Here is a 14434-nt window from a genome sequence, read left to right as displayed (position 1 = left end):
GGTCCTTATTCTTTTATGGACCTGGCTCTTTTTATTTTGGCATGCGCTGGCCATATCTCGTCCTTGTCACGAACAGGGGGGCAACAAAGGTTATGAAACAGTCTGTTTCAGCTGAGCAAATTGAATTGAAATCGAGTTTACCAGGAAGTAAGAAAGTGTATGTGGATGGAACACGTGAAGGTATGAAAGTACCAATGCGCGAGATTGAACAAAGCGATACGAACGGTGTTCAAAATCCGCCAATCCGTGTGTATGATACGAGTGGACCTTATACAGATCCAGAGTATAAAGTGGAGCTGGAAAAAGGGATTCCAACGCCGCGCCATTCTTGGACCTTGGGGCGTGGTGATGTGGAAGCTTATGAAGGACGCGAAATTAAACCTGAGGATGACGGTGTGAAAGTGGCTTCAAAACATACACCTGTTTTCCCGCAAATGGATCGTAAGCCACTTAGAGCGAAGCAAGGTGCAAATGTTTCGCAAATGCATTATGCGCGTAATGGCATTATTACGTCTGAGATGGAATATGTTGCGATTCGTGAAGGGGTAGAGCCTGAATTTGTTCGTAAGGAGATTGCAGAAGGTCGTGCGATTTTGCCGGCGAACATTAACCATCCTGAAGCGGAACCGATGATAATTGGACGTAATTTTCACGTGAAGGTAAATGCAAATATCGGAAACTCTGCTGTATCGTCTTCTATTGCAGAAGAAGTAGAGAAGATGACGTGGGCGACTCGCTGGGGTGCAGATACGATTATGGATTTATCTACAGGTAAAAACATTCATACAACACGTGAGTGGATTATTCGTAATGCTCCGGTACCAGTTGGAACTGTGCCAATTTATCAAGCGCTTGAAAAAGTAAACGGAATTGCAGAGGATTTAACGTGGGAAGTGTATCGTGATACGTTAATTGAGCAGGCGGAGCAAGGCGTTGATTACTTCACGATTCACGCAGGTGTATTACTTCGTTACATTCCAATTACTGCAAAGCGTATGACAGGTATTGTTTCGCGCGGTGGTTCGATTATGGCGCAGTGGTGTTTATTCCATCATAAAGAAAACTTCCTATATACTCACTTTGAAGAGATTTGTGAAATTATGAAGCAGTACGATGTTTCGTTCTCTCTTGGAGATGGATTACGTCCAGGTTCTATTGCAGATGCAAATGACGAAGCGCAGTTTTCTGAGCTTGAAACACTTGGTGAATTAACAAAAATTGCTTGGAAACATGATGTGCAAGTTATGATTGAAGGACCTGGGCATGTACCGATGCATTTAATTAAAGAAAATATGGAGAAAGAACTTGATATTTGTCAGGGTGCGCCGTTCTATACACTTGGGCCGTTAACGACAGATATTGCACCAGGTTATGATCATATTACTTCAGCGATTGGTGCTGCGATGATCGGCTGGTTTGGAACGGCGATGCTTTGTTATGTAACCCCGAAAGAACATTTAGGTTTACCGAACAAAGATGATGTTCGCGAAGGGGTTATTACGTACAAAATCGCTGCGCATGCAGCCGATCTTGCGAAAGGGCATAAAACGGCTCATCAGCGTGATGATGCACTTTCAAAAGCACGATTTGAATTCCGTTGGCGCGACCAATTTAATTTATCTTTAGATCCTGAACGCGCGATGGAGTACCATGATGAAACGTTGCCAGCAGAAGGGGCGAAAACAGCGCATTTCTGTTCAATGTGTGGCCCAAAGTTTTGTAGTATGAGAATTTCACATGATATTCGTGAATATGCGAAAGAAAATGACTTAGAAACGACAGAAGCAATTGAAAAAGGAATGAAAGAGAAAGCGGTAGAATTCAAAGAAACTGGTAGTCACTTATATCAATAACACGTTACACCTCTTTACTTGATTGATCACACTGTACCTAACTTAAATATAGAAGAAGCCCCCTTTGCTAAGACGGTAGCAAAGGGGGCTTCTGTCGTCTATCCCGCTATTTGTGGCAGTAAAACTCCCACCTCAAAATTCGGCTGGAGCAAGGAAGTTAGGTGGGAGATAAACTGCCCGTAAACGCCCGATTGGTGCGGGCTAATAATCAGTGGGGGATGAACACCTACCCACTGATTAAAGTTTCACTTTATAAGGTGAAGAATAATTGTACCCAGTAGTATAAGAGGAATAATGTGACGACTGTTGTGAGTGGGATTACGATGAGAGATACGCTTAAATAATCTTTCCATTTCACTTTAATTTTGTTTTGTCTTAAGATATACATCCAAATGAGGGAAGCTAGTGTACCGATTGGTAATAATAGTGAACCGATGTCACTACCGATGATATTTGCGAGATAGATAGTTTTTAATGTGACTGGATCTAGTCCCATTTCTGTTAATGTGATTGTACCAATCATAAGTGCAGGGTGGTTATTGAAGACGTTAGAGAGGAGGGAAACGAGTCCGCCCATTGCAAAGCTGGCATAGAGTAGATGCTGACTTACAACTGGTTCGAGCCAACTTACAAGTGCCGCTGTTAACCCTGCGTTATGAAGCCCGTAAATAATTACATACATAGAGAAAGCGAAAATCAAAATGTGCCACGGTGTCTTTTTCAAAATATCGACTGGGTTTGTTCGTAAGTAGTACCATCTCCAGATGAGAAGAACGAGTGAACCGAGTACGGCAACAATTTCGATTGGAATCGATAAGAAGGATGCAACGAATAGAAGACAGCGCATAAGGAAGACGAAGCCTAATACTTTTAACATGAATTTCGTACGTTTTTGTTTCGTATTAACAGAATTTTGTCCTTTTAACGGATGGAAGTTTTTCGTGAAGAAAATTTCTTCAATATCATATGAAGAAACAGGCAATCTTTCTGGAATTTTTTTCTTTAAAACTGTATACATGAGCCATGACATAAACAGTAGCCCTAATGTTGCAGGTACAAACATCATAGCTGTATGCATATAAAGAGTCATATTAACAATATTTAATGCGATTAAGTTTACGATATTACTTACACCGATTGGTGCACTAGATGCAGTGGCAATTAAAGCCCCGCTTAATAAATAAGGGATTTGTTGATGAGGTTTTAATTGAAGGTTTTTCAGAAGTAAAATCAAAATCGGTGTTGTAATTAAAATACTACCGTCATTATTAAATAAAAGAGTCATAAGAAAACATAGTAATTGAATGTACCAGTATAGGCGTCGTCCGGAACCTTTCGCTAAATTTGCGAGCTTCGCTGCGGACCAGTGGAAGAAGCCGAAGCTTTCTAATATAACCGCCATAACGATGGTCGCTAATATCGTTATAGAGGCACCGCCGATTTTACTTATAATGTCCATGACGTCTGGTTTTGATACAAGTCCAGTAATGAGGATAATGCTAGCGCCGACTGCTGCCGGCCACGCCTCATTTAAACCGCGAGGTCGCCAAAAGATAACAATCATCGTTAAGAAGAATACAATAATAGTAATCCATATTTCAATGCTCATATTTAACCTACCTTTCTATTTTCCCTTGAACAAATGTAGCTTGTCTCAAGTTTATATAGCATTATATTCAAAAGAAAATAAGAAGAACTAGGCATCTACCTTAATCTAGTGAATATGTGTATTTAGAGCAATAAGGCAAGTATAAGGGGTAGTGTAATAACTATTAGGAGAGGAGTCTAATAAATTAGGGGCATTCTATGTGTGAATGCCCCTAATTTACTATTTTTCCTTTAAAAATGTTCGATCTTTTAAGAATAAATTCCAGAAGAAAATAAATCCTGGTAGTAAAATTGCAATCCCGATTGCGTAAAGAATAAGAAGTGCATAGAATGTTTCGACCGTCGTAAAGCTTGTAAATACAGTTACGTCCGGGTAAATGATATAAGGTAAATGGGCGACGCCGTAAGCGTAGCTTGCAAATGCATATTGAGCGACGACAGCTAAAACTGCAATGCGAGGAAAGCCTAGTGTGCCATATTTCTTATTTGTCCACCAAAGGGAAGAGTATCCGATAACAAATAAAATGATAGAGACTGTAAACCATGGGAATTGCTTTATTAGTCCTTGCATAAGCCAGTGTGTTTCAGGGTCCATTACAACGAGAGCGATAATAGCAGTCACGAGCGTTGCAGGACCAAGTATGATGGCATTTCTTCTATAAATTCGGTACGTATCTTCAGAACCTTGTTCCCTAGCAAAATCAGCAAGAAAGAGAGATGATAGAAATAGTTCCGAAGTTAGTCCGAAGAGCATATAACAATAAATAACGGGACTAGAAAGAAGTTTTCCGTAAAGGAGCACTTCTTTTCCTTCAGACATCGTAATATAGGCACCTTCTGTAACTGGCAGAACGGTAATTAATAGAGCTGGGATTAAGAGCCCGGTAATACCTGAAATAATCCGAAGAAGGTGTTGGTATTTTGGCAGGGAGTAAGCAAATACCATAAATGTACTACGAATCGCAACGAGTACTAAAATTAACATAACTGGTACAAACATAACGGTTGCAAGGGTAAAGGCCGCTTTTGGGAAGAAACCGAGAAAAGCAACGACGACAAAGACAAGAAACGTATTTGTTACTTCCCAAGTAGGTGATAAGTACCGATTAGCAAGCTTGGCAGCAAGCGTCGGGTGTTTAGCGTATACCATGCCCCAAAAACCAGCTCCAAAATCAATAGACCCTAGTATGCTATATACGAAAATAAGAGCCCATAAGATGATGATTGCAATGCTTTCCTCATGCACGAGAATCGCCTCCTTCGTGATGTAAATCATTCTTTAACGGATGTTTCTTAAAGAATGTCCGTAGTACAAAGACTGTTAAAATACCGAGTCCGATATATAAAATGATGAATAAAACAAATAAAGGACCGACGAAATCAGCGCGCGTAGAAGCATCTACCGTGCGTTGCATGCCATAAATTGTCCATGGCTGACGACCACTACAACTAAAAATCCATCCGAATTCAATACCGAGCAACATAACGGGTCCACAGGCGGCAGCTCCCCAAAGAAGCCACTTCGGTAACTCTACTCCTTTTTTTCGGTAAACAAAGTACCAATATAAGAGGGCAATAGCTGCAACTGCAAAGGTAAAGGCAGCGGTGCCGACCATTAAATTGAACAGTGTATGTGTGTAAAATGGTGGCCATGTTTCTTGCGGGAATTCCTTTAGACCTTTTACAACGGTGTTAGGGTCTAGTCCCACTAATAAGCTAAGCATGTTCGGAATTTCAAGGGCATAGTTTAGTTCAAGTGTGTTAGGGTCCACAACCCCGCCAATCGATAAAGGCGCGTGTGATGTCGTTTCAAACAAAGCTTCAGCAGATGCTAGTTTTTCAGGTGAATGTTTATGTAAGGCAATAGCAGATTCGTGTCCTGAAAGCCACATCGTAGCACCTGTGATAAATGTAACGACAAGCCCTAACAGTAATCCTTTTTTATGGTAAGCAATTTCACGAGCGCTTAAATTTTTCTTTAATAATTTAAATCCAGCGATAGAAGCGATAACAGCTGCTCCAGTTGTATAGGCCGTAATAACGACGTGGAATGCACTTGTGCCAAAGCTCGGATTAAAGAAAGCTTTCCACGGATCAACGTTAAAAACTGAGCCATCTGGATTCATTGAAAAGCCCGCAGGTGTATTCATCCATGTGTTTGCCGATGTAATAAGCACGGCAGATGCAGTGGCGCCAATCATAACGAAAAATAGCGAGATTAATCTCATAACTGGAGGTAGTTTATCAGCCGCATATACGTAAATAGACATGAATAAAGCCTCTAAAAAGAAGGCGAAAATCTCAATTTGAAACGGAACGGAAATAACTTGCCCAACAATTTTGGCGAAACCAGGCCAAAGAAGTGAAATTTGTACACCAACAATTGTTCCAGTTGGAATTGCTACACCGAGAAGGATAGCAAAAGCCTTTGTCCATCTTTTTGCCATAATGGCATAGTCGGAATCTTTCTTCCAGTGATAGAGTATTTCACTTATAAAAATCATTAAAGAAAGCCCGACTCCAAGCGTTGCAAAGATAATGTGGAATGCTAATGAAGAACCAAAAAATGCCCTTGCTAATGTTACGGTATCCATATGTATACTCCCCTTCTTTTTGCCATTATTTTCTGATTGAATTGGAAAATTTATTCAAAAAACTACCAAAAATATATATGTATTTAAAAAATGAGTACGGCAATATAATGTTTAAATATTCTAAAGAGAAAGAAATTGATATTTGGTAATATTTTATTTGTTTTTTAGGGCTGAATCTTTTATAATCTTTTATGCGAACGTAAGTTCTATTTCCGGGATGAAGAAGTTTATGTGAAATGGAGAGGGTGTTTTATGTATCCTGAAGTCATTAAAAAGATGGCATTTTCAAGAGAGCATAGAGATTTATTATTAAAGTTGTATAATAAAGAAATTACGCGTCGTGAATATGATCGACTTGTGGAATCGCTATATAGACCTTCTAAAGAGGCTTGCGAAGGATAAGGTGAGAGAGACAATCTAAAGGATTGTCTTTTTTATATTTGCGTATGTTCTGGTAAAATTAAGGTTAGCCTTAAAAGGAGGTGAAAAGCTTGCGAAAACGTTTATATATAGGGATTGGGGTTATTCTCTTAATCGCTTTAGGTGGAGTTGTATTTTGGTCAGCTTTACAAGGAAATCGTACCGAGCATTTTGTTTTACGACATATGGTGAATGAAAATGGAACACTTGCAACGTATCGCTTAGAGGATACAAAGGCAGGTAAGGGTGAAGCGAAGGGCCGTGAAGCTTTATCAGAATCTGCAGGGTTATGGCTACAATATACACTTGATAAAGATGATCAAGCTTTATTTGATGAACAAGTGAAGGTTATTCAAAATAACTTTGTACACAAGGATCGCATCGTTATATGGAAAATCTCTGAAAAGGGAGAAATGCAGTCAGCTACTAATGCACTTATCGATGATCTTCGTATTATAGAACAATTATATCGTGCTTATGAAATGTACAAGGAAGATCGCTATAAAAACCTTGCAGATCAATTGAGTGATTCTGTACTTCGTTATAATAAAAAAGGTAATTATTACGTTGATTATTACGATGCAGATACAGGGAAACAAAATAACTTTGCAACAACATCTTACATAAATCCGCATGCATTCTCTTATATGAAAAAGTATGGAAAAATTTCTGCACAGCAGTATCAGGAAGTTGTTCAGTTTTTAGCGGATTATCCAAGGCAGGGCTGGGCATTCCCGAAAGAGTATAAAGATGATGGGACATTTACGTACGATAAAGAAGTGAATCTTATTGATCAATCATACGTCGCTTATCATCGTAGTTTAGGCGGTCTTTCATCAGATGCTTATTTGGAATTTATAAAGAAGAAATTTCGCGAAGACGAAAAGTTATATGGTCGTTATAACTTAGAAACGGGAAAACAAGCTGTGAACTATGAATCACCAGCATCTTACGGATTAACAATTTTGTACGTACTACAAACAGGTGATACAAAGTTTGCGAAGGAATTGTATGAGCGGATGACTACATTCCGAAATGATAATGTATTTAGTAGATATTATGGTGGATATGTAACAGGTGAGAATAATAATACACATATTTTCGATAACGTATTGCCGCTTTTAGCGGAAATGGAATTGGATAAGAGTAAAAAATAGAAGGTGCCACCCTATGGGGATGGTACCTTTTATTTGTGTCTTTATTTGTTTGTAAAGCGATATAATTTTACGCCCTAATATTGGAGAAGTAATCAATCACGAATTCACGAAATTGCTGGGCGGTGTTTGATAAATAGCGCTTCTTCGACCAACTTAAGCCGATAGTTCGTTCGCAATTAGGTTCAATAATACGTAACTTATTTGATGCTAAAGTAGAGTTTTTTAATAAAGTTAAACTTGGGACAAAGGCGATGCCAAGACCTTGCTTAATGAGATCGCTAATCACGGTTGGTTCATCTACTTCAAAAGCGATATGTGGAGTGAAACCAGCTTTTTTACAAAATTCATCTGTTAAGTGCCGAAATCCGTAACCAGTGTTCATACTAATAAACGATTCGTCTTTTACTTCATGCAAATAGATACTTTCGCGGTTTGATAACCGATGTCCTGAAGGAACAGCTAAGAAAATTTCTTCTGTGATAAGTGGTTCCCAAACCATTTCCTCGCCTTCAATTGGTACAGAGGAGATACAAAAATCAATTTCCATATTATCTAGTTGCCGCTTCATAGAAGGAGTAGATGCGAGAAATTGTTGGAATCGAACGTTAGGATGTTCTAGTAAAAAAGAACCGAGTAGCTCGGGTAATATTCTTGGAATAGAAACTGCAAGTGTAATAGAGCCTTGTTGTAATTCAGCTAAATCTTTAATTTCGCGTTCCCCTTCACTTAATTCATGAAAAATGCGTTCTACTCGTTTTAAAAATACTTTGCCGAAAGAGTTTAATGTAATCTGTCGACCTTGGCGATCAAATAAGGGGACGCCTAAGTCCTTTTCTAGTCTAGCGATTGTTTTACTGAGTGAAGGCTGCGCGATATGCAATTCTTCAGCTGCTTTTGTCATATGTTCTAGTCGTGCGACTGTCTGAAAGTATTTTAATTGAAGAAGTTCCACTTCGAATCTCCTTTCTATAGACCAAAAGGAATGAATTGATAATTAAAGATGTATTATACAGTATGGAAAGTGACGTGTATAGTAAATCTGTTAAACCATTCGAAGGGTGTTAAATTAGGAGAAGGAGTATGTTTCATGAAGGGAATTCAACTTATATTTAAAGATTGGAAGGCGATGTGGAACCATAAACATGGACGTATCGCTTTAATTTTTTTATTAATCGTTCCTTTAATTTATTCAGGATTCTTCTTAGCTGGATATTGGGATCCGTACGGAAAATTAGATAAATTACCTGTTGCAGTTGTTAATTTAGATAAGGGTGCTGTGATGGATGAAAAAACAATCCAGGCTGGAGACGATTTTGTTAAAAATTTAAAAGAGAATAAGGAATTGGCGTTTCATTTCGTATCAGAAAAAGATGCTGATGAAGGGCTAAAAGAAGATAAGTATTATATGGTGGTTACGATTCCGGAGGAGTTCTCTAAAAAGGTAAGTACACTAATGGATGAGAAACCAGAGCCGGCACAATTGCAGTATAAAGTAAATCCAGGTAAAAACTTTGTAGCAGCTCAAATTGGAACGACAGCTGTTGAAAATATGAAAACAAAAATCTCAAATAGTATTACGAAATCTTATACAGAAGGTGTCTTTTCAAAGTTTCAAGATTTGGCACAAGGGTTGAGTGATGCAAGTAATGGCGCTGAGAAGTTACATGAAGGAACGACGGATGCAAAAAATGGGGCGAATCAGCTTACAGATGGTATTCATCGTTTAAATGATGGAACAGTGAAGTTAAAAGAAGGAAGTGATAAGCTTGCCTCTAGTCAATCGGCCTTAACTGGGGGAGCAAATGAACTTAGTCAGGGAGCGACATCACTTCATAATGGTATGGAGCTGCTAGCACAGGGTGAGAAGTCTTTACAATCAGGAGTTAGTGAATTAAGTGCTGGTACAAATGAATGGGTGAACGGAAGTGAGAAACTTGCTGAAGGGCAAGTGAAAGCGGACAATGCAGCAAATAGTGTAAAACAACAATTAGAAGAGTACGTGAAAAGTCATCCAGAAGTGCAGCAAGATCCTGCTTTTCAAAAGATCATTGCTACTTCTAACGGATTAGCTAAAGCAACAAACACTTTAAATAATAGCCAACAACAATTGACACAAGGTGCGCGGAAGCTTACTGATGGTCAGCATAAGATTGAGGAAGGCATGAATACATTCGGAGTTAAGTTAAACGAAGCTACCGCTGGAACGAAAAAGATAGCAGATGGTACTTCGAATTTAGCTGATGGATTTACGAAGTGGGGAAATGGATTTACATCATTACAAGAAGGTGTAAATCACCTTGCGAGTGGCGGAACAGAGCTGAATCATGGTGCTGATAAGTTAACGAACGGACTTGTTAAACTTGACGATGGTGCGAAAGAACTTTCTACGAAATTGGGAGAGGGCGCAGAGAAGATGGCGGATGTTCGCAATGATGATGCACGCAATACGATGTTCTCAGAGCCGGTTCAATTAGTGAAGTCGACAGTTTCTGATGTGCCTAACTACGGTTCAGGTATTGCACCATACTTTTTATCACTGGCATTTTATGTTGGCGGAATTATGGCATCGAATATTTTACCTCTTGGCCGTAGACAAAATATGAAGGTAAGCGGAACAGTACATTTTATTAATAAACTAGGATTAGTATATTTAATTGGACTCATTCAAGCACTACTTGTAGATGTGGTAGTGTTAGGAGTTATGAAATTAGAAGTTGCAAGTGTATCACTCTTTGTTTTATCAAGTATTGTTATTTCCTTTACGTTCATGACATTTATTCTTATGTTAGTAACGGTATTCGGCATTGTTGGGAAGTTCGCAGCGGTAACGCTTCTCGTTCTTCAATTAGCGACGAGCGGAGGTACTTTCCCAGGAGAATTAAATATAGCTGTTCTTAGCAAAATTGGACAATTTCTCCCAATGTCTCATTCTCTTAGAGGGTTACAAGATGTGATTTCTTTGGGCGATTGGTCGCAATTACAAATGCAAATTTTAATATTGTTATGCTATCTCGTTGTTGCTGGCGGAATCACATGGGTTACGAGTCATATACAGCATAAGGAAACGAATGCAGAGCAAGTTTCTTAATAAAAGAAGCTATCCGAATAAAAGGTTTTATTATGACCTTTTCGGATAGCTTTTTCTTATTTCTTTTCCATAACTGCAAAGTAGTTATTTTCATTATCAGCAAAGTTGAATGCTCTACCAGTAGGTAAATCTACAACTTGTCCAACTGTAACACTTTTCTCAGAAAGATCTTTATACAGTTGATCTAAGTTATTAGAGAAGAACATAAGTGAAGGGGTATTTAAGTTTAATTCAGGTTGCATCTTCGCAATTAACGCCTTATCGTGAAGGACGATGCTTGTTCCAGCTTCTTTTGCCGGCGCAATTTCAATCCAGCGAAATCCTTGACCGTTATTTTCTTCTGCAACAATTTGGAATCCTACTGTTTCTGTCCAAAATTGTACTGATTCATCTTGGTTATTTACATATAACATAATTTGTCCAATTTGATTAATCATAGGTGTGTCCTACTTTCTTTTCTTGTATGGAATTCTATCCCACATTAACGGGCAGTAAGACCCCTACCTCAAAATTCAGCAAAAGAAATGAAGTTAGGTGGGGATCGGGCTGCCCGTAAATGCCCGATTGGTGAGGGCTGATGATCAATGGGGGATGAAGAACCCCTCCACTAATTAAAGTTTCACTTTATTATATCAAAGATATGGTTTGAATACCTTTTCGTGATTTTTCCGAATGGCAATCTTCGCCCATCTCATATTTGTCGTAGGGGAAGGCCCTGTAACCCACGTGTGAAATGGTAGTATGCTACCAATGACCATTGCTGAAATAGAGATTGTGGTCGTTAATATAAATAGTAATAGGCTATATAATATTGTGTTTTCTTGCAATGCGAATAAGGAAAGAAATTTTGTACATAGTTGCAAGAAGAAAAAATGAGCTAAATAAGCGCCATACGTGTAATTCCCGATAAAACGTAAAGCTTTATATAAGAAACCACGTCGCTGTACAATTGTAATAGATAACACGTACAGTATCATAATTTCACAAACAATATATAAAAACATGGACGGTTTTAAATAAGTAGAAACCGTTAAATGAATAGAATTGGCGCCGTAAAAACTAAATAACTCATAATTGATGAATAAAAATAAGATGAAAAATAGTATTGTGATAAGCGGAATATGTTTCATGACAAATATACGCCAAGTTTTTAATGCTACAGCAGCTATTCCTCCCATGACGAAATAGAATGAGTAGAAGAAGAAGGAACGATCTGTATAATGTAAAATGGTTGAACTAGTCAGTTTCTCTCCATTAAAAATGTAGTGAGAAGAGTACCACATTAAGAAGAAATATAGACAAGCGAAAATGGTCATATATTTATATATGTCTTTTTTATTTTCTGTTCGTTTTTGAAACCAATAAAATAGTGTGCATAGTAACGGGAATAATAAGTGAATTTGGAACATCATAATAACGTACCAAAGATGAGGTGCAGCTGTTCCGAGTAATAAACTTTTTATTCCGCCTTGTAGTGTAATGACATCGTTTGTTGTTAATAGGTAAAGAATAGACCAGAAGAAATAAGGAATGAGTAAATGTGCGGCTTTTTCATAAATATATTCTCTGTAAACGAGTTGCTTCGTATATAGCCGAATTAAATGGAAGCCGACGATAAATATGAATGCAGGTGCTGAAAATTTTGCAAGATTAAATAGCATGCCCATAATGAGGGATTGCTCGAGTAAGACATTTCCTTGATTCATTGTATATAATAAGGAACTTTGCAAAACGACAGCAAGAAATGCAATGCTTTGCAAAACTTTGAATTCTGGTGCGCTTTGAGTCATTGTATCCATCTCCTTTTCCATACATGATTATAGTACGGAGAATGGATAATGGATGTGGAATATTTGTGAAGATTATAACAAAATTGTGGCGGGATGGGATTATATCGACGTTTCGACAAATAACAACAAAAAAGAGGATGCTCCACCGAGCATCCTCTTTCTATATATTAAGCAAATTTATTTTTGATCCAGTTTTTACCTTCTACAAGGCGAGCTGTCATTACGGCACAAGCGTTATCTCCTGTTACGTTTAACACTGTTGCAGGAGGATCGATGATTGTACTAATTGCTGCGATAATTGGCAATGCTTCTGGTGGGAATCCGTATAGAGAAACGATTAACATTTCACCAATCATACCTCCGCCCGGAATAGCACCCATTACTGTTCCTACTAATAGAGAAACAACAAGTGCAATTGCTAATGTTTTCGGTCCTTCGAATTCCATGTTGAAAATACCGAATAAGAAAGCAATTTTTAATACCCCGCCTAAAACAGATCCGTCTTTATGAAGTGTAGATCCAAGAAGGACAACTGTTTCACGAACGTCAGAAGAAATACCCATTTTCTTCGTTGCTTCTAAGTTCGCTGGAATACTTGCGGCACTACTACAAGTTGCAAGTGATGTAACTGTAGGAGAGACCATGTTCTTCCAAAATACTTGTACACCTTGTTTGCGACCTGCAAGGTACGCATAGAATGTAAAGAATACAAAGAAGTAAATAAGAGAAGCTGGATAGTATACCATTGCTGCTCGGAAGTAAGTTCCAAGAAGTTGTGGTCCGAATTCACCAACTAATGCTGCGAAGTAGGCAGCTAGTCCGATTGGAGCGTAGTACATAATGAAAGATACGACTTTCATTGAAATTTCTGCACCAGCTTGTAGGAATGTAGCGAATGGTTTCCCTTTTTCACCAACTGCTGAAGTTGCAACCCCCATTAAGATAGAGAAGAAAATAAGAGCTAGCATGTTCTCGCGAGATAGTAACTTTGAAAAGTCTGATACTGTTATGATACCAACAATTTGATCAGCAACACTAACTGCTTTTTCAGCTTTATCAGGCTGCGTTAGTTCTAATACAACACCTTGTGCTGGCGGGAATACTTTCACGATAATAATCATAAAAATAGCAGCTAAAATACTTGTAAATAAGAAAGTTCCAGCCATACTAGACATAATTTTACCGAAACGTTTTAATCCATCCATATTAGCAATAGATGACGCGATGCTAAAGAACACTAACGGTACAACAATCGTAAACATTAAGTTTAAGAAAATGTCACCAAGCGGCTTTAAAGCAACTGCATCGGCACCCATGAAATAACCAATGAAACCACCAATTAGGATAGAAGATAATAAAATAAGCGGAAAGCGATATGCCTTCATAAATATATCCTCCTATCGATTATAAAAAATCATACTGAATCATTATAGCGAGTTAGAGACTTCTTTACTAGGAAAATACGGATAGATGGAATAGCGTGAAAACCGAGAAATTTTTGTTTTTAAGCTCGGCATACAGTTAGAAATCTAGACATATATATTTGTAACCTAGTGGTGGCAAGGGCTACACCATAACTTAGGTTTGGAAAAAGGGGGAGGGGAGCGAGATGAATATTTTACTTTGCTGTGCAGCGGGAATGTCTTCCAGTTTGATTGTTACAAAAATGGAGAAAGCAGCAGAGGCAAGAGGGATACAGGTAAAGATTTGGGCAGTATCAGGTTCAGAAGTGCGAAATCATATTGATACTGCAGATGTACTTTTACTTGGACCGCAAGTACGTTATTTATTACCGAAAATGAAAGAATTATGTAAGGACAAGGGAATACCTGTTGATGTCATTCAATCTGTCCATTACGGGCTTTGTAATGGAGAAGCTATCTTGCAAGCAGCTTTGTTAATGAAACCATGAGGAGTGTGGGAT

The 14434-nt window shown here is 38.3% G+C and carries 12 protein-coding genes; 5 read left to right on the top strand and 7 right to left on the bottom strand.

The window, feature by feature from the left end; genetic code table 11:
- Positions 1–92: 92 nt before the first annotated feature.
- Positions 93–1853, top strand: coding sequence for a phosphomethylpyrimidine synthase ThiC (thiC, locus tag NSQ69_RS25820; RefSeq protein ID WP_002016178.1), 1761 nt, complete (start codon positions 93–95; stop codon positions 1851–1853).
- A 250-nt stretch (positions 1854–2103) separates the two neighbouring features.
- Here thiC and NSQ69_RS25815 read toward each other — a convergent pair whose 3' ends face one another.
- The 3 genes from NSQ69_RS25815 to cydA all read right to left on the bottom strand — a co-directional run bounded on the left by NSQ69_RS25815 (position 2104) and on the right by cydA (position 6055).
- The gene (locus tag NSQ69_RS25815) at positions 2104–3462 is read right to left on the bottom strand and encodes an arsenic transporter (RefSeq protein WP_002129967.1); all 1359 of its coding nucleotides are present in this window, start codon (positions 3460–3462) and stop codon (positions 2104–2106) included.
- Positions 3463–3681: 219 nt separating this feature from the next.
- Positions 3682–4707 carry a cytochrome d ubiquinol oxidase subunit II gene (locus NSQ69_RS25810; RefSeq protein WP_002089640.1) on the bottom strand — a complete coding sequence of 342 codons (1026 nt, stop codon included), beginning with the start codon at positions 4705–4707 and terminating at the stop codon, positions 3682–3684.
- Positions 4700–6055, bottom strand: coding sequence for a cytochrome ubiquinol oxidase subunit I (gene cydA / locus NSQ69_RS25805; RefSeq protein ID WP_002034780.1), 1356 nt, complete (start codon positions 6053–6055; stop codon positions 4700–4702). The genes NSQ69_RS25810 and cydA overlap by 8 nt, the downstream gene beginning before the upstream one ends.
- A 252-nt stretch (positions 6056–6307) precedes the next feature.
- Here cydA and NSQ69_RS25800 point away from each other — a divergent pair, with 252 nt between their 5' ends.
- Both NSQ69_RS25800 and NSQ69_RS25795 read left to right on the top strand, forming a co-directional pair.
- On the top strand, positions 6308–6457 hold the full coding sequence (locus NSQ69_RS25800; protein WP_002016173.1) for a hypothetical protein: 150 nt from the start codon (positions 6308–6310) through the stop codon (positions 6455–6457).
- Between the two features lie 89 nt (positions 6458–6546).
- Entirely contained in the window at positions 6547–7632 is a 1086-nt protein-coding gene (locus NSQ69_RS25795; RefSeq protein WP_002129962.1) for a hypothetical protein, read from the top strand.
- A gap of 67 nt (positions 7633–7699) precedes the next feature.
- On the opposite strand, the gene NSQ69_RS25790 is transcribed toward NSQ69_RS25795, so the two are convergent.
- Positions 7700–8584 carry a LysR family transcriptional regulator gene (locus NSQ69_RS25790; protein ID WP_002129960.1) on the bottom strand — a complete coding sequence of 295 codons (885 nt, stop codon included), beginning with the start codon at positions 8582–8584 and terminating at the stop codon, positions 7700–7702.
- A 135-nt stretch (positions 8585–8719) separates the two neighbouring features.
- Between NSQ69_RS25790 and NSQ69_RS25785 the strand changes: the two genes are divergently transcribed.
- Positions 8720–10720, top strand: coding sequence for a YhgE/Pip family protein (locus tag NSQ69_RS25785; RefSeq protein ID WP_002184650.1), 2001 nt, complete (start codon positions 8720–8722; stop codon positions 10718–10720).
- A gap of 56 nt (positions 10721–10776) precedes the next feature.
- Here the strand turns inward: NSQ69_RS25785 and NSQ69_RS25780 are convergent, their stop codons facing one another.
- From NSQ69_RS25780 to NSQ69_RS25770, 3 genes are all read right to left on the bottom strand, one after another.
- Positions 10777–11157 carry a VOC family protein gene (locus NSQ69_RS25780; RefSeq protein ID WP_002034775.1) on the bottom strand — a complete coding sequence of 127 codons (381 nt, stop codon included), beginning with the start codon at positions 11155–11157 and terminating at the stop codon, positions 10777–10779.
- A 195-nt stretch (positions 11158–11352) separates the two neighbouring features.
- Entirely contained in the window at positions 11353–12510 is a 1158-nt protein-coding gene (locus NSQ69_RS25775; RefSeq protein WP_002129955.1) for an acyltransferase, read from the bottom strand.
- A gap of 167 nt (positions 12511–12677) precedes the next feature.
- Positions 12678–13895 (bottom strand): dicarboxylate/amino acid:cation symporter, encoded by a 1218-nt coding sequence (locus tag NSQ69_RS25770; protein WP_002016167.1) that lies wholly within the window; start codon positions 13893–13895, stop codon positions 12678–12680.
- Between the two features lie 224 nt (positions 13896–14119).
- Here NSQ69_RS25770 and NSQ69_RS25765 point away from each other — a divergent pair, with 224 nt between their 5' ends.
- Positions 14120–14422, top strand: coding sequence for a PTS sugar transporter subunit IIB (locus NSQ69_RS25765; RefSeq protein WP_002016166.1), 303 nt, complete (start codon positions 14120–14122; stop codon positions 14420–14422).
- Positions 14423–14434: the final 12 nt, after the last annotated feature.

Source organism: Bacillus sp. FSL R10-2201, from assembly GCF_038008665.1.
Taxonomy (GTDB): domain Bacteria; phylum Bacillota; class Bacilli; order Bacillales; family Bacillaceae_G; genus Bacillus_A; species Bacillus_A mycoides.
Note: the sequence above shows the minus strand (reverse complement) of the source record. Positions and strands in the feature narration are given on the sequence as shown.